The organism is Variovorax raffinosi (genome assembly GCF_051216615.1).
Lineage (GTDB): Bacteria > Pseudomonadota > Gammaproteobacteria > Burkholderiales > Burkholderiaceae_C > Variovorax.
Genome location: NZ_JBPJZR010000004.1, coordinates 451784 through 476601 on the forward strand (window position 1 = coordinate 451784; position 24818 = coordinate 476601).

22 protein-coding genes are annotated in these 24818 nt (G+C 66.2%); 7 read left to right on the forward strand and 15 right to left on the reverse strand.

Annotation, left to right across the window (positions count from 1 at the left end):
• Positions 1 to 2: 2 nt before the first annotated feature.
• The 4 genes from ACSFB7_RS16305 to ACSFB7_RS16320 all read right to left on the reverse strand — a co-directional run bounded on the left by ACSFB7_RS16305 (position 3) and on the right by ACSFB7_RS16320 (position 5270).
• Complete coding sequence (locus tag ACSFB7_RS16305) at positions 3 to 1814, reverse strand: feruloyl-CoA synthase (RefSeq protein WP_435471825.1); 1812 nt, start codon at positions 1812 to 1814, stop codon at positions 3 to 5.
• A 336-nt stretch (positions 1815 to 2150) separates the two neighbouring features.
• A complete protein-coding gene (locus ACSFB7_RS16310) occupies positions 2151 to 3107 on the reverse strand; it encodes a 3-hydroxyacyl-CoA dehydrogenase NAD-binding domain-containing protein (RefSeq protein ID WP_435471827.1) in 957 nt (318 codons plus the stop codon).
• Entirely contained in the window at positions 3104 to 4312 is a 1209-nt protein-coding gene (locus ACSFB7_RS16315; RefSeq protein WP_435471829.1) for an ABC transporter substrate-binding protein, read from the reverse strand. The genes ACSFB7_RS16310 and ACSFB7_RS16315 overlap by 4 nt, the downstream gene beginning before the upstream one ends.
• A 34-nt stretch (positions 4313 to 4346) precedes the next feature.
• The gene (locus tag ACSFB7_RS16320) at positions 4347 to 5270 is read right to left on the reverse strand and encodes a beta-keto acid cleavage family enzyme (RefSeq protein ID WP_435471831.1); all 924 of its coding nucleotides are present in this window, start codon (positions 5268 to 5270) and stop codon (positions 4347 to 4349) included.
• 161 nt (positions 5271 to 5431) lie between these two features.
• Between ACSFB7_RS16320 and ACSFB7_RS16325 the strand changes: the two genes are divergently transcribed.
• A complete protein-coding gene (locus ACSFB7_RS16325) occupies positions 5432 to 6139 on the forward strand; it encodes a Crp/Fnr family transcriptional regulator (protein WP_435471833.1) in 708 nt (235 codons plus the stop codon).
• A 32-nt stretch (positions 6140 to 6171) separates the two neighbouring features.
• Complete coding sequence (locus ACSFB7_RS16330) at positions 6172 to 7071, forward strand: alpha/beta hydrolase fold domain-containing protein (protein ID WP_435471835.1); 900 nt, start codon at positions 6172 to 6174, stop codon at positions 7069 to 7071.
• A 1-nt stretch (position 7072) separates the two neighbouring features.
• Here the strand turns inward: ACSFB7_RS16330 and ACSFB7_RS16335 are convergent, their stop codons facing one another.
• Positions 7073 to 8875, reverse strand: coding sequence for an NAD(P)/FAD-dependent oxidoreductase (locus ACSFB7_RS16335; RefSeq protein WP_435471837.1), 1803 nt, complete (start codon positions 8873 to 8875; stop codon positions 7073 to 7075).
• Between the two features lie 381 nt (positions 8876 to 9256).
• On the opposite strand from ACSFB7_RS16335, the gene ACSFB7_RS16340 reads away from it, so the two are divergent.
• On the forward strand, positions 9257 to 10651 hold the full coding sequence (locus tag ACSFB7_RS16340) for a hypothetical protein (RefSeq protein WP_435471839.1): 1395 nt from the start codon (positions 9257 to 9259) through the stop codon (positions 10649 to 10651).
• 117 nt (positions 10652 to 10768) lie between these two features.
• On the opposite strand, the gene ACSFB7_RS16345 is transcribed toward ACSFB7_RS16340, so the two are convergent.
• Positions 10769 to 12700 carry a sigma-54-dependent Fis family transcriptional regulator gene (locus tag ACSFB7_RS16345; protein ID WP_435471841.1) on the reverse strand — a complete coding sequence of 644 codons (1932 nt, stop codon included), beginning with the start codon at positions 12698 to 12700 and terminating at the stop codon, positions 10769 to 10771.
• Positions 12701 to 12863: 163 nt separating this feature from the next.
• On the opposite strand from ACSFB7_RS16345, the gene ACSFB7_RS16350 reads away from it, so the two are divergent.
• From ACSFB7_RS16350 to ACSFB7_RS16360, 3 genes are read left to right on the forward strand one after another with little or no spacing between them, the layout of a single operon-like run.
• Entirely contained in the window at positions 12864 to 13307 is a 444-nt protein-coding gene (locus ACSFB7_RS16350; protein ID WP_435471843.1) for a zf-TFIIB domain-containing protein, read from the forward strand.
• Between the two features lie 23 nt (positions 13308 to 13330).
• A complete protein-coding gene (locus ACSFB7_RS16355; protein WP_435471845.1) occupies positions 13331 to 13744 on the forward strand; it encodes a hypothetical protein in 414 nt (137 codons plus the stop codon).
• Between the two features lie 13 nt (positions 13745 to 13757).
• Complete coding sequence (locus ACSFB7_RS16360; protein ID WP_435471847.1) at positions 13758 to 14153, forward strand: hypothetical protein; 396 nt, start codon at positions 13758 to 13760, stop codon at positions 14151 to 14153.
• A gap of 18 nt (positions 14154 to 14171) precedes the next feature.
• Here the strand turns inward: ACSFB7_RS16360 and ACSFB7_RS16365 are convergent, their stop codons facing one another.
• From ACSFB7_RS16365 to ACSFB7_RS16405, 9 genes are all read right to left on the reverse strand, one after another.
• Positions 14172 to 14873: an ABC transporter ATP-binding protein gene (locus tag ACSFB7_RS16365; RefSeq protein ID WP_435471849.1), complete on the reverse strand. Its 702-nt coding sequence runs from the start codon at positions 14871 to 14873 to the stop codon at positions 14172 to 14174.
• Between the two features lies 1 nt (position 14874).
• Positions 14875 to 15624 (reverse strand): ABC transporter ATP-binding protein, encoded by a 750-nt coding sequence (locus ACSFB7_RS16370; protein WP_435471850.1) that lies wholly within the window; start codon positions 15622 to 15624, stop codon positions 14875 to 14877.
• A gap of 139 nt (positions 15625 to 15763) precedes the next feature.
• A complete protein-coding gene (locus ACSFB7_RS16375) occupies positions 15764 to 16714 on the reverse strand; it encodes a branched-chain amino acid ABC transporter permease (protein WP_435471851.1) in 951 nt (316 codons plus the stop codon).
• Positions 16711 to 17583, reverse strand: a complete 873-nt coding sequence (locus ACSFB7_RS16380; RefSeq protein WP_435471853.1) for a branched-chain amino acid ABC transporter permease — start codon at positions 17581 to 17583, stop codon at positions 16711 to 16713. Before ACSFB7_RS16380 ends, ACSFB7_RS16375 begins: the two co-directional genes overlap by 4 nt.
• Positions 17584 to 17687: 104 nt before the next feature.
• Positions 17688 to 18875 (reverse strand): ABC transporter substrate-binding protein, encoded by a 1188-nt coding sequence (locus tag ACSFB7_RS16385; RefSeq protein ID WP_435471855.1) that lies wholly within the window; start codon positions 18873 to 18875, stop codon positions 17688 to 17690.
• On the reverse strand, positions 18872 to 19681 hold the full coding sequence (locus ACSFB7_RS16390) for an alpha/beta fold hydrolase (RefSeq protein ID WP_435471857.1): 810 nt from the start codon (positions 19679 to 19681) through the stop codon (positions 18872 to 18874). Before ACSFB7_RS16390 ends, ACSFB7_RS16385 begins: the two co-directional genes overlap by 4 nt.
• A gap of 145 nt (positions 19682 to 19826) precedes the next feature.
• Complete coding sequence (locus ACSFB7_RS16395; RefSeq protein WP_435471859.1) at positions 19827 to 21374, reverse strand: benzoate-CoA ligase family protein; 1548 nt, start codon at positions 21372 to 21374, stop codon at positions 19827 to 19829.
• A 35-nt stretch (positions 21375 to 21409) separates the two neighbouring features.
• Complete coding sequence (locus ACSFB7_RS16400; protein ID WP_435471861.1) at positions 21410 to 22960, reverse strand: 3,4-dehydroadipyl-CoA semialdehyde dehydrogenase; 1551 nt, start codon at positions 22958 to 22960, stop codon at positions 21410 to 21412.
• Complete coding sequence (locus ACSFB7_RS16405) at positions 22957 to 23466, reverse strand: 4-hydroxylaminobenzoate lyase (protein WP_435471863.1); 510 nt, start codon at positions 23464 to 23466, stop codon at positions 22957 to 22959. Before ACSFB7_RS16405 ends, ACSFB7_RS16400 begins: the two co-directional genes overlap by 4 nt.
• Positions 23467 to 23681: 215 nt before the next feature.
• Between ACSFB7_RS16405 and ACSFB7_RS16410 the strand changes: the two genes are divergently transcribed.
• Positions 23682 to 24638 carry a helix-turn-helix transcriptional regulator gene (locus ACSFB7_RS16410; protein ID WP_435471865.1) on the forward strand — a complete coding sequence of 319 codons (957 nt, stop codon included), beginning with the start codon at positions 23682 to 23684 and terminating at the stop codon, positions 24636 to 24638.
• Positions 24639 to 24818: the final 180 nt, after the last annotated feature.

Genomic DNA, 24818 nt, shown 5'->3' on the forward strand with positions numbered 1-24818 from the left:
CTTCAGCCGCGCAGCCGCACCACCTGCGCGTCGCCAGGTGTGCGCGCATGCAGCCGCGTCACCTCGGCCGCGCGCCGCGTCAGCACCGCGCGCTGGTTGATGTAGCCCTTGTCGGTGATCTCGCCCGCGTCCAGGCTCGGCGGTTCGGCCAGCACCAGCGCGCAGGCCGGGCATTGCGACGAGCCTGCGCCTTCGTCGCGCAGCGCACGCAGCACCTCCGCGATGCGCGTGCCCATCGCTTCGGGCGACAGCGCGGTCCCTTGCGGGCTGGCGAACACCAGCATGCCGATCTCGTCGCGGTCATGGCCCGTCAGCACCACGTCCTGCACATGCGGCGCGAGCAGCGACACCAGCTTCACGCGCAGCGTGCCCACCGACACCCAGGTGCCGGTCGACAGCTTGAAGTCTTCGGCCACACGGCCGTTGAAGATCACGCCGTGCGTCGGTTCCGCAGGGTTCGCGAGAAAGCCGGCGTCACCGATGCGGTAGTAGCCCTCTTCGTCGAAGGCCTCGGCGGTTTCACGTGGTGCGTCGCGGTAGCCGGGGAACACCGACACGCCCTTCACGCGCATCTCCAGCTTCTCGCCGTTGGGCACGAACTTGATCTCCAGCCCCGGCAGCGGCGCACCGATGCAGCCGGCACCGTCGAGCTTCCAGTGCGCGGAGGTGATGGCGGGCGAAGTCTCGGTCGCGCCCCACGAAGTCGTGAGCCACAGTGGCCGCGTTGGCCGCACGCGCTGCGCCACCGCTTCGAGCCGTTGCCACGTGGAAGGCGCGAGCGCCGCCGCCGCATAGAAGGCCAGCCGCAGCCGCGAGAACACCTCGGTGGCCAGCGCGTCGTCGGCTTCGAGAAAGGGCAGCAGCATGTCGAAACCACGCGGCACGTTGAACAGCAGCGTGGGTTTCACCTCGCGCAGGTTGCGCACCGTCTTCTCGATCAGGCCCGGCGCGGGCCGGCCTTCATCGATGTAGAGCGCGCCGCCGTGGCACAGCACCATGTGCAGGTTGTGGTTGGCGCCGAAGGTGTGGCTCCAGGGCAGCCAGTCGACCAGCACCGGTTTTTCCTGCGACAGGAAGCGCCAGGTCTGCGCCATCATCTGCTGGTTGGCGCACAGCATGCGGTGCGTGTTGATCACCACCTTGGGCTTGCCGGTGGAGCCGGAGGTCAGCAGGTACTTGGCATGCGTGTCGGGCAGGATGGCCGCGAAGGCTTCCATCACCGCCGGAGTTTCCCTGGCCGAGAGCAACCGGTCGAAGGCCAGCGCACCTGGATGCGCGTCGGCGTTGCGGCTGAACACGGTGACTGCCTCGACACCGCAACCCGCGAGTGCACCGCCGTAGACCTTCGCATCCGATGCATAGATTAGCGAAGGCCCTAGCGCCTTCAGCATGCCGTGCAGCCGCGATGGGTCCTTGGCCATGCGCGAGTACGCGCTCGACAGCGAGCAGGCGGTACGGCCGATGTGCATGGTCGCAAGCATCAGCACTGCGTGGTCGATGGCGTTGTCCGAGAGGATCACCACCGGTTTTCCCACGGGCAGGTTCAGGTCGAGCAGGCCTTGTGCCACCGCACCGACCGCCCGGCGCAGCGCGCGGTAGTCGAGCTTGCGCCAGCCTTCGCCGCTGTCGTCGCGTTCGGCGAAGGCCAGTGCATCCGGCGTTTCGCGGGCCCAGCGTTCGATCCACTCGCCGATGCAGCGCGCATAGGGCTTGAGCGCCATCGGCGAGCGCAGTGCGAAGGAGCCGTCGTCGAAATCCATGCGCACTGTGCGGGGTGGGGCGATCAGGGTTTCGTCTTGGAGGAAGTCGGTCATTTCAGTGTTCCACGGAGTACTGTCTGCGGCGTTCTTGTTCGGGGCGTGTGCGAATGACGCCAGGTGCTCCCCTCCGCGAATGTCCCCCGCTTCGCTCCTCCTTTATTTCGCTGCGGGGAGCACCTGGCGTCATTCGCACAGGACACGCTCTGCGTTTGCAGCCGATCAACGACTGCTCTGAGCGCTCACGTCGATACGGGGCTCTTTTTCGCGAAATAAAGGAGGAGCGAAGCGGGGGACATTCGTGAAAAAGAGCACCGTGTCGGCGTGAGCGTCGCCCTGAACAGCAGCAGCGCAGAAACGCCCAACGCGGCGAACAAGAAAACAGGGGGCCATCTAGTCAAGCTTGCCGGTATCAGCCTTCGCGCGAATCAGGTCTAACAGCAGGGTGTCGCGTGCCGCTTCGAGTTCAGCAGTGCGGCGCGTGCCAAGTTCTTCAGCCACGCCTTGCACCACCTGCTGCTTGAGTTCGGCAGTCATCGACGGCGCCCCCAGGTCTTTCCACCAGTCCTCGATCGGCCCACCCAAGTGAGCAAGCACATGTGCGATGCCACCCGCACCACCCGAGAGATGCAGATTCATGAACGGCCCCATCACCGCCCATCGCAAACCCGGCCCATGCGCGATGGCCGTATCGATGTCGGCCACACTCGCCACGCCTTCGTTGACGAGATGGAACGCCTCGCGCCACAGGGCAGCCTGCAGGCGGTTCGCGATGTGCCCCTTGACCTCGCGCTTCACGTGGATCGGCCGCTTGCCGATGGCCGCATAGAACGCCATCGTGCGTTCGCTGACCTCGGCCGAAGTCTTCTCGCCGCCGATCACTTCCACCAGCGGAATCAGGTGCGGCGGATTGAACGGATGCCCCAGCACCACGCGCTGCGGATGCGCGCAGCCCGACTGCACGCCGCTGATCGCCAGGCCCGATGAACTCGATGCCAGGATGGTGTCGGGCGGCGCCGCCGCGTCCATGCGGCGGAACAGGTCGATCTTGAAATCCATGCGCTCGGGGCCGTTCTCCTGCACGAAGTCGGCGACCGACACGGCATCTTCCAGGCTGTCGTGAAAACGCAGGCGATCGACCGATGCGCCTTCGGACAGGCCGAAGCGCTCCAGCGTCGGCCAATGCTGCGCCACCGCCTCGCGCAGACGCTCTTCCGCGCCCGGCGACGGATCGGTCGCATTCACGTCGAGCCCGTGCGCCAGGAAGTACGCGACCCAGCTCGCGCCGATCACGCCGGTGCCGACGACGGCGACGCGCTTCACATCGGTAGTGGTGAGAGTGGCGTTCATGACGACTTCCACCGCGCGCAGCGGCTCTCGGCCCTGGTGGTCCACGCGGCCTCGCCGGCAATCGGCTCGACCACCTTGTAGTAGTCCCACGGCTCCTTCGACTCGGCCGGCGTCTTCACCCGCATCAGGTGCATGTCGTGCACCATCAACCCGTCGTCGCGCAGCCAGCCGCCCTTGACGAACATGTCGTTGAACTTCGTCTTGCGCAACTGCGCCATCACCTTGTCGGCATCGTCGCTGCCAGCAGCCTTCACCGCCTGCAGGTACTGCAGCGCGGCCGAGTAGTCGCCGGCGTGGAAGGACGAGGGCATGCGCTTGTGCTTGTCGAAGAAGCGGCGCGCCCAGGTGCGTGACTCGGCGCTCTGGTTCCAGTACCAGCTGTCGGTGAGGTACATGCCCTGCGAGGTCTTCAGGCCCAGCGCATGCACGTCGTTGATCGTGATGATCATGCCCGCGAGCTTCATGTTCTTGTTGATGCCGAACTCGGCCGCCGACTTGATGGCGTTGACCGTGTCGCCGCCCGCGTTGGCAAGCGCCAGCACCTGCGCCTTCGAGTTCTGCGCCTGCAGCATGAACGACGAGAAGTCGCTCGCGCCCAGCGGATGCTTGACCGAGCCCGCCACCGTGCCGCCATTGGCCTGGATGATCTTGACCGCATCGCTCTGCAGCGCCGCGCCGAAGGCGTAGTCGGCTGCCACGAAGTACCAGCTCTTGCCGCCGGCCTTGACCACCGCGCTCGCGGTGCCGCGCGCCATCGCCACCGTGTCGTAGGCGTAGTGCACCGTGTAGGGCGAGCAGTATTCGTTGGTCAGGCTCGACGCGCCTGAGCCCACCACGAAGTACGGCTTCTTCTTGTCCGCCGCCACGCCCGCCATGGCAATGGCCGCGCCCGAGTTGACGCCGCCGATCAGCATGTCGACCTTTTGCACGTCGAACCATTCGCGCGCCTTGGCCGCCGCGATGTCGGGCTTGTTCTGGTGGTCGGCCGTGACCAGCTCGATCTTCTTGCCGTCGATGGCGCCGCCCATGTCGGCGATGGCCATGCGGATGGCCTCGGCGCCGGCCGGGCCGTCGTAGTCGCGGTACAGGCCGGACATGTCGCTGATGAAGCCGATGCGGATCACGTCGTCCGACACCTGGGCGCAGGCGCTCGCGGTGAAGGCCGCGCCCAGCGCCAGGGCCAGTGCGGTGCGGGAAATGTTCATGTGCTCTTGTCTCCGTTCGTTGCTCTTGTCGGCATCAGCCCAGCGCGAACTCAGGGCGTGGCAAGCCCGTGCGCGGCAGGCCCATCATCTGCCGCGCCTCGGCGGGCGTGGCCACTTCCATGTCCAGCTCGCGGATCACGCGCACGATGCGCTCGGTGAGCTGCACGTTGGTGGCCAGCTCGCCGTGGCGAAAGTACAGGTTGTCTTCCAGCCCCACGCGCGCATGACCGCCCAGCAGCAGTGCCGCCACGTTGGCTTCGAGCTGCGACATGCCGATGCCGCTCACGCCGAAGATGCTGCCCTTGGGCAGCGTGTCGACCATCATCTGCAGGTTGCGCGGCGAATACGGCATCGCGTTCTGGAAGTTGCGGTGCACGTTCATCACGAGGTTGATGAAGTAGGGCTCGTCGTCATGCCCTTCGCCGACCAGCGTGGTCACGTCCTGCAGGATGTGCGTGGGGCTGAACACCTCCCACTCGGGCTTGATGCCGCGCGCCTTCATGCCGGCGGCCAGCTCGCGCCCGCGCGTGATCGGCGTGTCCATCAGGATCTGCTTGCCCTCGAAGCTCAGGTTGAGCGTGGTCGCGTCCAGCGTGCACATCTCGGCACCGGCGTCCATGCCCTTGATGCGCTCTTCCCACGCAATTTCCCAGCGGTCGCCGGCCAGCGGCTTGACCATGTCGCCGTGCACGCCACCCCCGGTGGAGTTGTTGATGACGATGTCGCTGCCGCCCGCGCGGATGCGGCTGTTGATGTCGCGGTACACATCGGCATTGCAGGTGGCGCCGTCGTCGGGCCGGCGCGCGTGGATCGCCACCACGCTGGCGCCGGCGTTCCAGCAGCGCAGCACGTCGGCGGCAATCTCGGCGGGCTGCGTGGGCAGGTGAGGGTTCTGCGACTTGTGCGCCATGCCGCCGGTGGGGGCGATGGTCACGATCACTTTGCGCTTCGACGACATTCCGGGCTCCTGGTGTCTTTCATTGGGGGGCGCGGTATTATTTTTTTAAGGCGCAGGCACACTCAGTCATCGCGACGACATTTGGGGGCAGGGTTTACGCGGCGCGCCCCGTTCCTCGCCTCTTCTTTGCCCCTTTCTCGCCCTTCAGGAGCTTTCATTCCATGCCCACGACGAAGCCGGCCATCCAGGCGGCATCGCTGACGATTGCGCAACTGCTGCACGGCTCGGCCTGGTTCCCGCTGCTCGACGAAGCGGCGCGCGAACGCGTGCGCGACGAGATGCGCGAAGTCGACGTGGCCGCCGGTGCCGCGCTGTGCCGGCGCGGCGACACGCCGATGCACTGGTACGGCACGCTCGAAGGGCTGCTCAAGTGGTCAATCACCTCCAGTGACGGCCGCTCGGTGACCTTCGGCGGCCTGTCGGTCGGAAGCTGGTTCGGCGAAGGCACGCTGCTGCGCGCGGTGCCGCGCTCGGCCGACATCATTGCGCTGCGGCCCAGCCGCGTGGCGCAACTGCCGCTGGACACCTTCGAGTGGCTGCACCGCACGCAGCGCGGCTTCGACCACTTCCTGCTGCAGCAGATCAACGAGCGGCTGCACTGGTTCATGGGCAACTATGCGGCGCACCGGCTGCTGGATGCGGACAGCCAGGTGGCGCGCGCGCTGGCGGGGCTGTTCCACCCGTGGCTGCATCCGGGCAGCGAGCCGCATCTGCAGACCTCGCAGGAAGAGATCGCGAACCTGTCGGGCGTGTCGCGCCAGCGTTGCAATGCGGCGCTGAACCGGTTGAAGGAAGCGGGTTTTCTGCGGATCGAATACGGCGGCATCACCGTGATCGACCTCGAAGGGCTGCGGCGCTTCATCGAATAACGAACCCACCCCAAAAACACGGCGGAACCTTCATGACATTGCCCTGGCCCCTGTTCCTTGCATTGCTCAAGCTCATGGGCCGCCGTCGCCGCTTCGAAAGCGCCGAAGGCTTGCTTGCGGCCGTGGCCCGCGACCGCAAGACCGCGAGCGCCGAGCCGCCTGCGTCGGTGCACAGGCGCTGCGCGATCAGCAAGCGCCAGGTGAATGGCCACGATTGCTACACGCTGGCGCCGCTGTCCGGCGCGGGATCGGTGCAGCTCCTGTACCTGCACGGCGGCGCGCACGTGGCGGAGGTCTCGCCCTTCCACTGGCGCCTGATGGCGGAACTGGTCGAAACCACCGGCTGCACCGCGCATGTGCCGGTCTTTCCGCTCGCGCCCGAGCACACCTACCGGCCGGCCTATGCGATGGTGAACGAGGTCTACCGCACGCTGGCCGCCGCGCACGACCCTGGGCAACTGGTGCTGATGGGCGATTCGGCGGGCGGCGGCCTTGCGCTTGCACTGGCGCAGGGCTTTGCCGCATTGGGCCTGCCGCAGCCGCGCGACATCGCGCTCATCTCGCCCTGGCTCGACCTCACCGTGTCGAACCCGGCCATTCCCGCGCTCGAAGCCGACGACCCGTGGCTGGCCCGCTCCGGGTTGGCGGAAGCGGGGCGCTGGTGGGCCGGCGACGACGAAGACCCGGCCCTGCCGCACCTGAGCCCGTTGCACGGCGCGCTGCAGGGGCTGGGCCGGCTCACCGTCTTCATCGGAATGCGTGATCTGCTGCTGGCGGACTGCCGGGCCCTGCGCGACCGCGCCGCGGCGCAGGGCGTGCATGTCGAGATGCACGAGGCCGCCGGCATGATCCACGTCTGGCCGCTGCTGCCGGTGAAGCAGGCGACGGCGGCGCGCGCCGCCATCGCGCAGATCGTGCGCGGCCGGCGCTGACTCAGCGCGTGTGGTGCGACGCCGCCAGCTCGTAGACCGGCGTATCGATCCCCTCCATGCGCGCCTTCAACTGCAGCGCCAGAAACTGCGAGTAGTGCCGCGACTGGTGCAGGTTGCCGCCGTGAAACCACAGGTTGTCGACCTGCGTCGGCTTCCACATGTTGCGCAGCTCGCCTTCCCACGGCCCCGGGTCCTTCGGCGTGTCGGAGCCCAGGCCCCAGCACTTGCCGACCTTGTCGGCCGTCTCGGGCGAGATCAGGTCGGCCAGCCAGCCGTTCATCGAGCCGTAGCCGGTGGCGTACACCAGCAGGTCGGCCGGCAGCTCGGTGCCGTCCGTCAGCGTGACCGAGCGCTCGTTCACCCGCTCGATGTTCACGCCGCTCTTCAGGTGGATGCTGCCGTTGGCCACCAGCTCCGACGCGCCCACGTCGATGTAGTAGCCCGAGCCGCGCCGCAGGTACTTCATGAACAACCCCGAGCCGTCGGCGCCGAAGTCCAGCAGGAAGCCCGCCTTCTCCAGCCTTGAATACAGGTCCGCTTCGCGCTTCTTCATCTCCTCGTACACCGGGATGTGGAAGGTGTGCATGATCTTGTAGGGCACCGAGGCGAAGATCAGGTCGCCCTTGTGATGGTCGATGCCGTTCTTCAGCGCCTGCTCGGAATACAGGCCACCCAACGCCAGCTCCATCAGCGACTGCGAAGGCGCGATGTGCGTGGACGAACGCTGCACCATCGTCACGTCCGCGCCGTGCTCCCACAGGGCCGCGCAGATGTCGTGCGCCGAGTTGTTCGAGCCCAGCACCACGCACTTCTTGCCGGCATAGGCCTCGGGCCCCGGATGCTGGCTGGAGTGGTGCTGGTCGCCCTTGAAGTTCTCGGCGCCCGCCATCTTCGGCACGTTCGGATAGCCCGACACGCCGAGTGCGAACACCAGTTGTCTCGGCCGCAGCACCACCGGCTTGCCTTCGCGTTCGACGGTCACTTCCCATGTCTGCGTGGCTTCGTCGAAGCGCGCTTTCTTCGCGTGGGTGGAACTCCAGTAGTTCAGTTCCATGATCTTCGTGTACATCTCCAGCCAGTCGCCGATCTTGTCCTTGGGCGCGAACACCGGCCAGTCGTCGGGGAAGGGCATGTAGGGCAGGTGGTCGTACCAGACCGGGTCGTGCAGGCACAGCGACTTGTAGCGCTTGCGCCAGGAGTCGCCCGCCTTCGCGTTGCGCTCCACGATGATGGTCGGCACACCCAGCCGGCGCAGCCGCGCACCGAGCGCGATGCCACCCTGGCCACCGCCGATGATCAGCACCTCGGGCTGTTCGGTGTAGCCGAGCGCCGCTTCTTCGTCACGGCGCTTTTCGAGCCAGTTCTTGCGGCCCTTGTGCACGCCGTGCTCCGCGCCCTTGATGCGGTGGTCGCCGGTCTTTTCCTCGAAGCCCTTCAGCTCGGTCATCGTGGTGAGCAGCGTCCACGCCTTGCCGTTGCGAAGGCGCACATGGCCGCGGCCGCGTGCCACGCGCGTCTCGAAGGTGAACCACGCATCGACCACGCCATCGGCCTCGGTCGCTTCGCCCTCGATCGCGAAGGCCGTGGGCTGCGTGTCGGCCAACTGCGCCTTCAGCATCGCGCGAATGGCGTCGGCGCCTTCCTGCGTGCGGATGTTCCAGGTGAAGGCCACCAGGTCGCGCCAGTAGCTGTCGGGCTCGAAGAGCGCAACGGCCGCGTCGATGTCGCCTCGCGCGAGCGCGGTGGCGAAGTCGGCAAGCCAGGTGGCGGCGGCCCGGGTGGGGGCGGTGGTCGGGTCTGTCATTGGATGTCTCCGTGGCGTTGGATGAATGCGCGGCGCTGCATGGCGCTCGCGGTGTTCATTGCGCAGCTTTCGTGCCGCGTGGGGCGCGACGAAGAATCAATGGCTTGGCGGTGCTTTTGTCGCAACTGTCGCGTGCGTCGCAGGTGGCTTGCGACGGCCGTGCGACACGGATGCGACAGGCCTCATATTGCCGTGGACACAAAAAAGAAGACTTTGGATTTAATTTCAAAAATGATTGTTTTCAATACATGCGCAGCTTGTGGCTTCTCAACTACTTTTTTGTTTGCTTTTGATTACAGAAATTAAGCACTTCGCTACATTCGTATGCGATCCACGGCGTCGCCGAGGACGCATTTGATTCATACGAATGAAGAGGGACAGATGAGGAGAAACATTGGAGTTGCGTTCGGCGCGGCGTTGGTCTTGGGTTTGGCCGGTTGTGGCGGCGGTGGGGGTGGAGGAGGGGGCGGTGTTCCGTTGCTGCCGATTCCGGTCGCACCCGCGCCGTCGCAGCAACAGCCCGCCGCTGCGGAGCTCAAGCTCACGGTCGAGATCGCGGGGGCAGCCGCAACGCCCGATGGCGCCGGCAAATACAGCGTGGTGCCCGGCCAGCAAGTGGTGGTCAAGGCCAGCGATAGCGTGACGTGGGTCAGCGACGCCGGCAACAGCTTCGTGACCCGCACAGATGTCGACACCACCGTCGCGCAGTGGGTTTCGCGTTTTGCCAATTCCGACAAGACGCAGACTGGCTCTTACAAACTCGTGGCCAATGCATCGGAAAGCCGCTCAAAGGAACTGAATTTCGTTGTGCAGACGGGTGACTATCGCAACGGCGATTACATGGTGTTCGCCGCCAACGGCTCGCGCCAGAAGCTGAGCATCGATTTCGACAAGGCCACCTACAGCATGACGGATGCGGCCGGCGATATGACCAGCGGCACGCTGACACCGCCTACCCCATCGACGCTTGCAAACGACTGGAAGGTCCAGAACAGCCGCATCACCGGCACGAACACCTCCGCACTTTGGGCCCTTGGCGACAACATCGTCGGAGCGTTCCCATTTGCGAAGCCCTTCTCGGCGCCGGTGTCTTACGCGGCAGCGCCATTGGTGGCGACCCGTGCGCTTCTCGCCACGCAGAGCAAGCTGGACGGCACCTACGACCGCGCACGCATAGAGATCTCGAACTCGAGCCGCGAATCGGCCATTGCGCAGATTCAGATCTCTGGTGGCGGTACCGTGATGAAGCAGTGCTCGGACCTGATCATCTACAGGATCGAAAATTGTCCGACGGCAAACGTGGTGACCAGCAAGGTCGAAGCGGATACCGAAAGTGGTCTGTGGTTGCTCAAGAACCCTGCGGATGGAACCGTCCTCGGCCGTTTTGGCGTTGCCATCGTTGACGGCGAGAAGATCTACCTGAGCGCGGGAGTATCGCCGGCCACTGGTGGCCAAGTGTTCGCCATTGGGGTGCCGGCGGCGTCGGAATATGTGGGCTTCAGCTCGTTTGCCGGATGGTCGACAGACGGCACCATGGACATGGTGATCGGTGCCACCCCGTCCGTCTATAACATTGTCATGACCGACGCAGTCATCCATGCTCCGTTGGCCCTCACGGTGGCTGCAGGCCCCGCTTCGGCGTCCTACGGTATCCGCTCGGCGGCATCGGGTCCGGACTCTTTCTTCACGATGCGTTCCAAGCAGCTCGAAGTGCTGGTCAGCGCACGCAGTCCGTCTGCTCGCGCGGGCTTCCTGCACCTGGGTCTCATCCAGTAACTCGACAGAGCTGATAACGAAAAGAGCTCGCACGCCATCACAGGCGTTGCGGGCTTTTTTCATGAGGGCAGCGTTCGTTCGGGTCGCGTGATGGCGTTGCGTTTCGGTTGCCTTGGCCTACCCTCGACGCGGCGCCACGATGCCCTGGCGCTTCATTTGGCGGTAGGCGGTCGCACGGCTCAAGCCGAGTTCGTCGGCCGCGCGTGCGACGTGCCAGCGATGGCGTTTGAGCGCGTCGAGCAGGCGGCCGGATTCATCGAAAGGGTCTTCGTCGACCGCCGTGTCGGCGCTTTGCATCGGCCGCGGCTGCAATTGCAGATCCTGCGTTGCCACAGTCGACCCCGTGCACAACGCCAACGCCAGCCGCAGCACATTGCGCAACTCACGCAGGTTGCCCGGCCAGTCGTGCGCCAGCAGCCGTTGCATCGCCGCGTCGGACAGCCGCGCCGTTGAGCGCATCGCAGCCGCTTCCTCGTTGAACATGATCTCGATCAGATAGCGCCTGTCGCCACGATCACGCAAGGGCGGCAGCTTCAAAACCGCGCCGCACAACCGGTAATACAGGTCTTCACGAAAACGCCCCGCAGCCACCAACTCCGGCAGATGCCGGTGCGTGGCCGCCACCACCGCAATGTCCACGCGCTGCGGCGACTCCGCGCCCAGCGGCAGCACCTCGCCTTCGGACAGCACGCGCAGCAGCCGCGTCTGCAGCGCCATCGGCATGTCGCCGATCTCATCGAGGAACAGCGTGCCGCGGTCGGCCTGCGCGATCAGCCCCTTCATGCCCTTGGCCCGGCCGCCGGTGAAGCTGCCGGGCGTGTAGCCGAACAGCTCGCTCTCGATCAGTGAATCGGGAATGGCCGCGCAGTTCACGGCCACGAAAGGCATCGCCGCGCGGCTGCTCTGGCCGTGCATCGCGCGCGCCAGCACTTCCTTGCCGCTGCCGGTCTCGCCTTCGACCAGCACATGGATGCCCCGGTCCACCAGCCGGCGCGCCTGCGCGAGCAGCTTCTGCATCGCAGGGTCGTCGCCCGCGATGCGGTCGAGCGGCGGCAGGCGGTCGGAGGGCTTGGTGGAGGTGAGGGCAGCCGCCGTTGTCGTCGTTGAACGCCGCACGCGCGGCGCCAGCAGCGAGGCGTGGTACTCGCCGCCACCGGGCAGCAGCACCGTGTGCGCGAAAGGCATCGCCGACGAGGCGCCGGCGCCGATTCGCCAGATGGCGTCCATCGGCATGTGCAGCAGTTGCGACACCGCGCCGCCCAGCAGCGGCGCCTGCGCATCACTGAACGCCCGCCGCGCACCGCCATTGGCGCCGACCACCGCGCCGCTGTCGTCGAACGCCAGCATCACCTCGCCCGCCACATCGACCAGCCCGTAGGCGCTGCCCAGCCGCAGGATCCAGTGGCCGCGAAAGTTGCGCAGGAAATCGGCGTCTTCGATCATCCGCGCGTAGATCGACACCAGGTGCCCCACGAGATGCTGGCTTTCTCGCGCCTCGGGCGAGCGCAGCGCCGACACGTCGAGGATGGCCGTGAGCTTGCCGCTGTGGTCGAACAGCGGTGCGGTGGTGCAGGTGAGCGCGATGTGCGTGGCATCGAAGTGCTCGGTCTGGTGGCAGGTCATCGGCTGTCGCTCGACCAGGCAGGTGCCCACGCCGCAGGTGCCGGCATGGGCTTCGTTCCAGTCGGCGCCGAGGTACAGGCCGGCCTTGCGCAACTGGTCGTCCCAGGCCGGGTTGCCGATGTAGTCGACGGTGATGCCTTCGGCGTCGGTCAGCAGCACCATGTAGCCCAGGTCGGCCACGCGGCGGTAGATGTCCTCCATGCCCGCACGCGCGGCCCGCAGGAAGTGCTCCAACTGCTGCTGGTGCGCGCGGACCTCCTGCGCCGGCAGGATGCGCGCGGGCGTCGGCTTCGACGGATCGAGCCCGTGGTCGCGCACGCAACGCGCCCACGACTTGTGGACCAGGCTCGTCGCCGGATCGGCCAGCGCCGTGCCGGTGGCGATCGAATAGACGTTGTCGATGTGACGCGATTGCAGGGAAGTCATGCGCAACCTCGCGAGGGTGGTGGGGCGCGGCCATGCCAGGGGCCGCGCAGCCGTCCATCATTTGGCTGTCGCACTGTCGCGGGTGAGAGGTGAAACCCGGTGGCTGGGTCAAACTCGGTTACGCTTTCCGGCCGATCTCCACTTCAGGATGCCAAGGCTGTCCATGAGTTCTCCGCTTTGCCCGAACTGCCAGGAACGCATGTCCTCTGTCGAGCATGGCATGGGCGGTGTCTGGTCATGCATTTACTGCGAAGGCACATGGCTGTCGCGAGGCCAGGTCGGAGAAATCGCTCATCGCTTCATGCCTCGTGCAGCGAGTTCGACGAGTCCGCCCGCCAATTGCAAGGCGGCTTCTTTTGTGTGTCCAGCCTGTCCGAACTCGTGCTTCGAAGCGGGTGAGGAAGACGGAATCTATCGCTGCGCGGCCTGTCGCTCGCTCTTCTTCGAGCGAGGCGTGCTCGCGAAGACTTCGCCGCAAAAGTTTTCGAGCGATGGAGAGGCGCCAGTGGCGGCTGCGCTTGCTGGCGTCATCGGATCCACGTTGGCACTCGACTCGCTGCCCCTTGCGGTGGCGTTGCAAGCCAAGAGGCCAAAAGGCCTCGCCTGAGTAGAAAGTAGCGTCCACCTGCCATGTCACAGATCCTGCTCGAAGGCTACACCGTCGATGAAATCCTCCAACTACCGAACGAGGAACTGCAGGGCATCGTCCTGAGAGATGAGCCGCTCGTGTTCAAGGCGGGCAGCGCCAACATGCTCGGTCGATTCAAGGTCGAGGGCAATGTGTTGGTCATGGAACTCGCGCATATCGACGGCGGTGGCGAGGGAGCGCTCCCCAGCGTGGCCTCTCTTGCCAGTCGCTATGCCAGGCGCGAAGGCTTGGCGTTCATCGAGTGGCGTGTTCATGCGGTGCATTGCGCCAACCCGAACCTCAAGCTTCGGCGCGTCCTGGAGCGCAGGGGCTTCGTGGTGCGCGACGTGCCGGGAACCGGGGAGTGCTACTGGTTGCGAGTGCCGACGGACGGCACCCTGCACGCCATCAACTGAAACCGCAAACTCCATGGCACCGCTGGAATCCACTCATCAACTTCTCACTGTGGCTGCGAGGCTGCTGGACAGTGCCGCTTCCGGCATCCGGGACGCCAAGCTCGAGCCTGTTCGCGAGAACATCGCGCAGATCGGCCAGATCCTTGCAGCGATTTTCGAGATCGAGCAGAAGATCTACGCGCTGCGGCCGGACCTGCAGTCCGCGTACCTTGGCGAGCCCTCGCCGTATCCCGAGTCCAACAAGCGGCTCACCCGGTTCATGTTCCAGGCATGCGGTCTGGAGGACGCGGGCGAGATCGCGCAAGCCATCGAGAAGTACAAGGAATACCTGCAGCTCGAAGAGTCATCTCATCATCGCGAGATTGCGGAGGGCGAAATCCGAAGGCTCTCGAACAGAGAGGAAGACTGACCCCTTTGCGTTGAGGCCTCACACCCCCAGCAATTCCTCCAGCACCTTCGGCTCCCCCAGCAGTTCCGCCGAAGCCCCATGCCGCACGATCTGCCCCTTCTCCATCACCACCGCCAGATCGGTATGCGCCAACACCTTGCGGTAGTCGCGGTCCACGATCAGCGTCGCGATCCCTGTGCTGCGGATCTCGCTGATCACGCGCCATATCTCGGCCACGATCAGTGGCGCCAACCCTTCAGTCGCTTCATCGAGGATCAGCAAACGCGGGTTGGTCATCAGCGCGCGGCCGATGGACAGCATCTGCTGCTCGCCGCCCGACAATTGCTGCCCGCCGTGCGACAGCCGCTCGGACAGCCGCGGAAAGGTCGCCATCACGCGGTCGAAGGTCCATTCGCGCTTGCCGTCGATGCCGGCGCGCTCGCTCATCACGAGGTTCTCGCGCACCGACAGGTTCGGGAAGATGCCGCGCCCTTCGGGCACGTAGCCGATGCCCAGACGCGCCATCTTCTCGGGCGGCAGGCCGGTGACGGTGCGGCCGTCGACCTGCACTTCGCCCGAAGCGGGGCGCACATAGCCCATCACCGTGCGGATCAGCGTGGTCTTGCCCATGCCGTTGCGCCCGAGCAGGCCGACCGAGGTGGCCGCCGGAATGCCGGCGTGCACGCCGCGCAGGATGTGGCTGTTGCCGTAGTAGGTGTTGAGGTCGCGAACGAGCAGCATGTCAGTGTTTTTCCTCGCCCAGGTAGGCGGTGCGCACTTCGGGGTTCTCGCGGATCGAGGCCGGGTCGCCGGTGGCGATGACGGTGCCGTTCACCATCACGGTGATGCGGTCGGCAATACGGAACACCGCGTCCATGTCGTGCTCTACCAGCAGGATCGCGTGCGTGGCCTTCAGCCGCACGAGCAACGTGAGCATGCGGTCGGTTTCTTCCGCGCCCATGCCGGCGAGCGGTTCGTCGAGCAGCAGCACGCGCGGGTGGGTGGCCAGGCACATCGCCACTTCGAGCTGGCGCTGCGCGCCGTGGCTCAGCGTGCCGGCGATGCGCAGGGCTTCGCTCGACAGGCCCGCAGCTTCCAGTGCCGCGTCGGCCGATGCATTGCTGGTGGCGCAGCGCCGTGACGACTGCCAGATCGCCCACGGCTTCGCGGTGGCGGCCTGCGCGGCGAGGCGGCAGTTCTCGTGCACGCTGAACTCCGGAAAGATGGTGGTGCGCTGGTAGCTGCGGCCCACGCCGTCGCGGGCGCGGCGCGATTGCGCGCGGCCGGTGATGTCGATGCCGTCGAGCGCGATGCGGCCTTCGGAGGCTTCGATCTCGCCCGAGAGCATGTTGATGAGCGTGGACTTGCCGGCGCCGTTGGTGCCGATCACCGCGTGGACTTCGCCGATGTGCAGGTCGAGCGTGACGGCGTTGACGGCGGTGAGGCCGCCGAAGCGGCGGGTGAGGCCTTCGACAGAGAGCAGTGCGTTCATGGTCTTGCTCCTTCCCCTTCCGGGGGAAGGTTGGGATGGGGGCGGGCGGCCTTGGATGCTGCGCGGCGTTGGAGGCCGCTTGCCCCCACCCCGGCCCTCCCCCAGAGGGGGAGGGAGAAAGACAGGCAGAGGGAGCAGGTCATGCAGCCCCCTTCGGCGACAGCCGTTGCACCAGCCCGATCAGCCCCTTCGGCAACAGGGCCACGAACACGATGATCGCGATGCCCAGCGTCAGTTGCCAGTGGTCGGCCAGCGGGCCCATCACCGCATGCGTCGAGAAGATTTCCTTCAGCAGCGTGAATGCGATCGCGCCGATCACCGCGCCGCGCAGGTGGCCGAGGCCGCCGAGGATCACCATCAGCAGCACCTCACCCGAGTTGTGCCAGGCCATCAGCTCGGGGTTGACCACGCCGTCACGCGAAGCCAGCAGAAAGCCCGCGAGCCCGGCCAGCGAGCCCGCCAGCACGAAGGCTGCGAGCTTGTAGCCGTACACCGCGAAGCCCGCTGCGCGCATGCGCTGCTCGTTCACACGGATGCCCGCGAGCGCCGCACCGAAGCGCGAACGACGAATGAGCGCCAGCAGCCCGTAGGTGAACACCAGCGAGGCCAGCACCACATAGAACAGCACCGTGCGGTTCTCCAGGTCGAGCGCACCGAGAGCGGGCCGCACATACATGTAGATGCCGTCGCTGCCGCCGCCGACCTTGGTGTCGTGGAACACGAAAAAAGCCATCTGCGCGAAGGCCAGCGTCACCATGATGAAGTACACGCCACGCGTGCGCAGGCTCAAGGCGCCGACGAACAGCGCATACAGCGCCGCCGCGCCCATGGCCAGCGGCAGCAGCAGCGCGAAGTTGCCGCCCTCGCTGCCCGAGGCCAGCACGGTGACATACGCACCGATGCCGTAGAAGGCCGCATGGCCCAGGCTCACGAGGCCGGTCATGCCGACCAGCAGTTCGAGGCTCAGCGCGAAGATCGACAAAATCATGATCTTCACGACGAAGTCGGACATGTAGTTGCCCATCAGCGGACCCGCCACGCCGATGGCGACGGCGCAGGCCACGGGCACGAGGAACGCGCTCTTCTTCATGACCGCCTCCCCATCAGCCCTTCAGGCTTCCATATGAGCACGATGGCCATCAGCAGGTAGATGCCGATGCCGCTCAGGTCCGCGAAGAACACCTTGCCGAAGGTGTCGACAAAACCCACCAGCAGCGAGGCCAGCAGCGCCCCCGTGATCGAGCCGATGCCGCCGATCACCACCAGCACGAAGCAGATGATGAGCACGCTCGCGCCCATGTTCGGATACACCGAGGACATCGGCGCCGCGATCATGCCGGCCAGCGCCGCGAGCGCCACGCCGGCCGCGAACACGATGCGGTACAGGCGCTTCACGTCGATGCCCAGGCCCCGCACCATGTCGCGGTTGCTGGCGCCGGCGCGGATCATCATGCCCAGGCGCGTGCGGTTGACCACGAAGTACAGGCCCACCGCCAGCACGATGCAGGCGGCCGATGCGAACAGGCGATACCACGGGTAGCTCATGACGTTGCCCAGCGCGAAGCTGCCGTCGAGCCATGCGGGCACCTTCACGCCGTGCACGTCGTTGCCCACGAGGATGGAGCGCAGCTCCTCGAACACCAGGATGAGCCCGTAGGTCATCAGCACCTGCTGCAGGTGGTCGCGCTGGTAGAGGTAGCTGAAGAAGGCCCATTCGAGCAGGTAGCCGAAGATGGCCGCCAGCACCACGCCGGCCACCAGCATCAGCAGGAACTGGTCGCCGAACAGCGGCGCGAGCGCGAACGCCATGTACGCGCCGATCATGTAGAAGCTGCCGTGGGCAAGGTTGATGACGCCCATGATCCCGAAGATCAGCGTCAGCCCCGAGGCCACGAGAAAAAGCAAAAGCCCGTACTGAACCGAGTTCAGGCACTGGACCAGGAAGGTTCCGAAATCCACCGTGTGAGATCCCAGTTGAATGTGGTTGCCGCAAGGCGGCTCGCGGCCCGTGAATCAGCTCAAGGGCCGCGAGGGAACGAGATAACCGAAGGCCTCGTGGCCTCTTACATCCGGCAGCCGCGTGCCGGGTCTGCCAGGCCCTTCAGCGCGATGCTGACGAGCTTGTTCTCTTTGCCGTCCACCTTGCGCAGGTAGATGTCCTGCACCGGGTTGTGCGACTTGCTCATGGTGAATGTGCCGCGCGGGCTGTCGATCTTTGCCTTCTCGATGGCGCCGGTGAACTCGGCCTTCTTCGAGATGTCGCCCTTGGTGGCGTTCAGGCCCACGCCGAGCATCTGCGCCGCGTCGTAGCCCTGCACCGCGTACACGTCGGGCTGCAGCTTGAAGGCCTTGGCGTAGCCGACGCGGAAGGCGTTGTCGCGTGCGGTGTTCAGGCCGTCGGCGTAGTGCAGCGTGGTCAGCATGCCTTGCGCGGATTCGCCTTGCGCGTCGAGCGTGCCGTCGGTCAGGAAGCCGGGGCCGTACAGCGGAATGGTCTTGTTCAGCCCCGCGGCCTGGTAGTCCTTGACGAACTTCACCGCGCCGCCGCCCGCGAAGAAGGCGTACACCGCATCGGGCTTGGCCGCCGCGATCTCTGTCAGCAGCGCCTGGAACTCCACGTTGGGGAAGGGCAGCGTGAGCTGCTTGTCGACCTTGCCGCCGGCCTTCTCGAAGCCTTCCTTGAAGCCGTTGACCGACTCTTCGCCGGCCGCGTACTTCCAGGTGATCGTCATGACCTTCTTCTTGCCCTGCTGCTTGGCAGCGACTTCGCCCATCGCATAGGCCGGCTGCCAGTTGCTGAACGAGCTGCGGAAGATGTTGGGCGCGCACATCGGGCCGGTCACCGCATCGGCGCCGGCATTGGGCACGATCAGCACGGTGCCGCTTTCCTTGGCGGCCTTGGCCATGGCCATCGCCACGCCCGAGTGCACGGTGCCGACGATCACATCGACGTTGTCGCGCTTGATGAGCTTGTTGACGTTGTCGGTGGCCTTGGCCGGGTCGGACTCGTCGTCGACCTTGAAGTACTCGATCTCGCGGCCGGCGAGCTTGCCGCCTTGCTCGTCCACGTAGAGCTTGAAGCCGTTCTCGATGGCCACGCCCAGCGCGGTGTAGGTGCCGCTGTAGGGCAGCATCAGGCCGACCTTGAGCTTGCCGGTGCCTTGCGCGCCGGCCGTGCCGCACAAGGCGGCCGCGAAGGCGAGGGCGGTCAGCGCAAGGCGCGCGGTGCGAACCGGGGTGGGTGTGGTCATGGTGTTTGTCTCCTGTTTTTGGTGATGAAAGAAGCGGTTGCGACGGTGACACGTTCCGGCTGATCGCGATGTGGGGAATGCCCGCATTCAGGGATTTCGAGCAGCTCGCAAGTACCACCCACGCGCGCCGCGATGCCGCGGATCTGCGCCAGCGTGCCGTACTCGTCGTCGATGCCCTGCACGGCCAGCACCGGGCAACGGATGGCATCGAGTTCGGCCTCGATGTTCCATTGGCGAAAGGGCGGATGCAGCCAGATGCGGTTCCAGCCCCAGAAGGCGGAATCGGCGTTGTCGTGGTAGCGGCCGAGCTTCTTCGGCAGGTCGGTGCTGAGGTAGGCGGTGCGGGCGATCTCGATGTTCGCGACGGTCTTGTCTTCCACGAAGATGTGCGGCGCCAGCACCACGAGGCCTTCGAGCTGGTCGGGGAAACGCGAGGCATAGAGCAGCGCGATCGAGCCGCCATCGCTGTGGCCGAAGAGCCAGGGTTTTTCATCGCCGAGCTTCAGTGCGGTGAAGAGCGCGGGCAGCACTTCGTGCGCCTGGCGATGCATGAAGTCGACGTCCCAGATTTCGTCATCGGCGCGCGGGGTGGAGCGGCCGTAGCCGGGGCGCGAGAAGACGAGGCCGCGTGCGTTGGCGGCGTTGCAGACTTGCGCGGGGAAGTCCTTCCACATCGCGATGGAGCCGAGGCCTTCGTGGAGGAAGACGATCAAAGGTGCGCCGGTGCGCTCGGGGGAGAGCCACTGGCATTCGATCTGAATGGGGCGGTTGCGCCAGGTGATGGTGGCGAAGTCGGGGGTGCTCATCGCATGGCTCCCGGCTGTTGCTCCTTCCCCTTCCGGGGGAAGGTTGGGATGGGGGCAAGCGGCGCTGGCGAAGGCTGTGCTTGTGCGAAGGCCGATGCCCCCACCCCAACCCTCCCCCGGGAGGGGAGGGAGAAAGACGGGAAGCTCATGCCTGCTTCTCCCGCTCACGCAACCTGAACCGCTGAATCTTCCCGGTGGCCGTCTTCGGCAGCTCTGCCACGAACTCCAGAAACCGCGGGTATTTGTAAGGCGCCAGCCGCTCCTTCACAAAAGCCTTCAACTCTTCTTCAGTCGCCGTGCTGCCATCCTTCAACACCACGAACGCCTTGGTCTTCGTCAGCCCTTCGCCGTCTTCCTTGCCGATCACCGCCGCTTCGAGCACCGACGGGTGCTGCATCAGCGTGGCCTCGACCTCGAAGGGCGACACATAGATCCCGCTGACCTTCAGCATGTCGTCGCTGCGGCCCGCATACGTGAAGTAGCCGTCGGCATCGCGCGTGTACTTGTCGCCGCTCTTGGTCCAGCCGCCCTGGAAGGTCTCGCGCGACTTCTCGCGGTTGGTCCAGTACATCAGCGCCGAGCTGGGGCCGCGGATGTAGAGGTCGCCGACTTCGCCATCGGGCACCGGGCGGCCGTCTTCGCCGCGCAGCTCGACCTCGTAGCCGTCCACCGGTTTGCCGGTGGTGCCGTAGCGGATGTCGCCGGGCCGGTTGGAGATGAAGATGTGCAGCATCTCGGTCGAGCCGATGCCGTCGATGATCTCGCAGCCGAACTGCGCCTTGAAGCGCTGCGCGATCTCACCGGGCAACGCCTCGCCGGCCGACGAGCACATGCGCAGCGCCACCGCATCGCGCGATGGCAGCCGGGGCGATGCGAGCATGCCCGCGAAGCCCGTGGGCGCGCCGAAGAAGACCGTGGGCTTGTGCTCGGTCCAGCGACGGAAGGTGGCATCGGGCGTGGGCCGTTCGGCCATCAGCACGACCGTGGCGCCGACCGACAGCGGGAAGGTCAGCGCATTGCCCAGGCCATACGCAAAGTACATCTTCGCGGCCGAGAAGCACACATCGTCTTCGGTCAGAGCCAGCACCGGCTTGCCGTACAGCTCGGCCGTCCACCACAGGTTGGCGTGCGTGTGGACCGTACCCTTTGGCTTGCCGGTGGAGCCGGAGGAATACAGCCAGAAGCCCGGGTCGTCCGATGCCGTGGTCACGGGTGCGGCCAGCGGTTCGGCGGCGGCGAGCGCGGCCTCGAATTCCGTTGCGCCCTCGGGCAGCGCACCGGTCGGCTGCGACACGATCAGCGTGTTCACTTCATGCCCGCCGCGCGCCATCGCGTCCTGCAACGTCGGCAGCAGCGCGCCCGACACCAGCACGGCCTGCGCGCGGCTGTGGTCGAGCATGTAGGCGTAGTCGTCTGGCGTGAGCAGCGTGTTGACGGCCACCGGCACGATGCCAGCGTAGAGGCAGCCGAGAAAGCTCACCGGCCAGTCGCTGCTGTCGAGCATCAGCAGCAGCACGCGTTCTTCGCGGCGCACGCCGGCGGCCTTCAGCGCGGCAGCGAGGCGGCGCGCGCGGTCTTCGAGCTGGCCGTAGCCCAGCGTGCCGCGATCGTCGATGTAGGCGGTGCGTTCGGCGCGGCCACGGTTGAGGGCGAACAGGTGTTCGGCGAAGTTGAAGCGTGCGGGCAGGGTCATGGTTTTTGTCTCCTTCGGCCGGGTCTTTGCTTGTTCTAGAGGCCGAGTGCGGCGATCACGCCGGGGCTCGCCTGCACGGCGCTGCGGCGGTGATAGAAGTCCAGCGCGCGCAGGCCGCCGAGTTCGGCGCCGCCGCCCGCGCGGCCGGGGCCGCCATGCATCGACATCGGCATCACGTTGCCGTGGCCGGTGTGGGCCTGTGCCACTTCGGGCGAAATCACATGCACGCGGCCGTGGCTCGGTGCGACGGCAATTGCGGCCTGTGCCAGCGCCGTGTCGTCGCTGCCATAGAGAGAAGTCACGAGCGAACCCTGGCCGCGATGCGCCAGCGCAATGCCGTGCGCGAGATCGCGGTACGGCAGCAGCGTGGCGACGGGGCCGAACACTTCCACGTCATGCACGCGCTGCGCCGCATCGGCATCGCGCGCGCCCAGCAGCACCGGGCCGATGCAGGCGGCGATGGCCGGGTCGGCGTCGACCAGCGGCTTGTTGCGGCTGTCATGCAGCACGGTGGTCTGCGCGGCCAGCGCGTCGAGGCCGTCGCGCACCGCGTTCAGTTGCGCCCGGCTCACCAGCGAGCCCATGCGCACGTTCTCGTTGCGCGGGTTGCCGACGGTGATGCCCGCGAGCTTGGCGCCGATGGCTTCGGCGGCCGCGTCGTACACCTCGGCCGGCACCAGGATGCGGCGGATGGCAGTGCACTTCTGGCCTGACTTCACCGTCATCTCGCGCACCACTTCGCGCACGAGCAGGTTGAAGGCCTCGCTGCCGGGCGCGGCACCGGGCAGCAGCAGGGCGCTGTTGAGGCTGTCGGCCTCGATGTTCGCGCGCACCGAATATTGAGCCACGGCGGGGTGCGAGCGGATCACCGCGGCCGTTTCGGCCGAGCCGGTGAACGAGACCACGTCGAAGGGCTGCAACGCATCCATCAAGCCGGCCGAACTGCCGCAGATGACGGAAAGCGCACCGGCAGGCAGCACGCCCGCATCGACCACGTCCTTGACCATGCGCTGCGTGAGCCACGCGGTGGCCGTGCCGGGCTTCACGATCACCGGCACGCCCGAGAGCAATGCCGGTGCGGCCTTTTCCCACAGGCCCCACGACGGGAAGTTGAAGGCATTGATGAAGAGCGCAACGCCGTGCGTCGGCACCTGCAGGTGCTGCGACTGGAACACCGGCTCCTTGCCGAGCTTGACCGCATCGCCGTCGCGCAGCGCGCGCACGTCGCCGAGCGCATCGCCCCACTTGGCGTACTGGCCCAGCGTGAAGATCGCACCGTCGATGTCGACCGCCGAGTCGTTCTTCACCGTGCCTGAATTGGCGGTGGCGATCTCGTAGTACGCATCGCGGTTGGCCTGCAGCACTTTGACGATCGCGCCGAGCAGGCCGGCACGTTGGCGATAGGTGAGGGCGCGCAGTGCATGGCCGCCCTGTTCGCGCGCAAAGGCAAAGGCGGCGGGTAGGTCGAGGCCGGTGGCGTCGACGCGAACGAGTTCGGTGCCGAGCACCGGATCGAACAGCGGCGTGCCGGCGCCCGATCCGCTTTGCCAGCGGCCGGCGACGTAATTGGAAAGGAGTTCGGTCATGGGGTGAACTTGATCTGCCCTTCGGGCAGCAGATAGAGAACGAGCGCGCGGCCGTGCGCCACGGTCGGGCGATGCGCGGTGCCGGGGCCGTAGACGCACCAACCGGCGGAGCGGCCGTCGAAGGTGGCGTGTGCGCTGTCGTCGAGCGGCATGATCAGGTCGATCTCGCCGTTCGGATGCGTGTGGTGCGGGCCCGCGATGTCCTGCATGTCGACCACGTCGACCGAGAAGCGGTGCAGCGCGTCTTCGGCCTTGAAGACCCGGCCGTACTTGATGCCACCGCCTTCGCGCTCGCACAGCCAGCCTTCGGCTACGCCGCCGATGCAGGCCTGGCGCAACTGCTCGAAGCGCGCGCTGCCCGCGCCGTGCGTGGCGTTGAGCCACTGGTCGAGCGCGCCATCCAGCGGCTTGCCGGCGATCTCGGCGGTCAGGCCGGCAATCAACTGGTGAAATGCCGGCTTGCCGTTCGTGGTGGCGGTAGTGGGGCTGCTGCTGCTGTCGGACATCGTGGCGGGCTTCTCGGTGGAGGCTGGCTGGGCGCGAACATCCAGGGCCCTGCAACGGGCCATGAACTTATGAACTACCTTGCAGGATCTCTGTGTGTGCAGTATCTTGCTTGTGGCCGAACAATAAGCAGCGAGACAATCAGTGTCAAGCAATATAGTGCATCTATGGTGTTTACCCTGAGCGCGCACAATCCCGGCGAAGAACGAGGAATTGCATGAATGAGCATGTAGACGCGGTGCTGGCCACCGCGCCAGAAAACGGCAATGGCAGCAACGCCGGCGCCACCGCACCGGCCGGGGAGGCCCGCAATCCGCTGCTTGCAGCGCTGGGCGACCGCGTGCGCAACCTGCGCGCGCAGCGTGGCCTCACGCGCAAGGCGGTGGCGATTGCAGCCGACGTGTCGGAGCGGCACCTGGCCAACCTCGAGTACGGCATCGGCAATGCGTCGATCCTGGTGCTGCAGCAGGTGGCCGGCGCGCTGCATTGCTCGCTGGCCGAGCTGGTCGGTGACGTCACGACCAGCTCGCCCGAGTGGCTGCTGATTCGCGAACTGCTCGAAAACCGCAGCGAGACCGACCTGCGCCGCGTGCGCGTGGCGCTCGGCGAACTGCTGGGCACGGCCTCGGTCGATCCGGCGCGGCAACGCCGCATCGCGCTCGTGGGGCTGCGCGGCGCGGGCAAGTCGACGCTGGGGCAGATGCTGGCCGAAGACCTCGAACTGCCGTTCATCGAGCTGAGCCGCGAGATCGAGAAGCTCGCCGGCTGCAGCGTGCGCGAGATTCACGACCTGTACGGCACCAACGCCTACCGCCGCTACGAGCGCCGCGCGCTCGAAGAAGCGGTGCAGATCTACAGCGAGGTGGTGATCGCCACGCCGGGCGGCATCGTCTCCGACCCGGCGACCTTCAACGAACTGCTGGCCCACTGCACGACCGTGTGGCTGCAGGCCGCGCCCGAAGAGCACATGGGCCGCGTGGCCGCGCAGGGCGATACGCGTCCGATGGCGGCCAGCAAGGAGGCGATGGAAGATCTGCGCCGCATCTTGAATGGCCGGGCTGCCTTTTATTCGAAGGCCGATCTGTCAGTGGACACGAGTGGCAGGACGTTGGCGCAGAGCTTCCAGGCGTTGCGTGCTGCTACTCGCCAATCGATGGGTCTTCTCGACGGCTGAGTTTTTAGCGGCTCGGGTTGAAGTCCTTCAGGGCGGCACTCACGCCGACACGGTGCTCTTTTTCGCGAATGTCCCCCGCTTCGCTCCTCCTTTATTTTCCATCAGAGGGTTAAAACCACCGGCTTTCAGCCGGTCAGCTTTAGCACCAAGATGTGGTGCTGGAGGTGGCTGGTATGGACT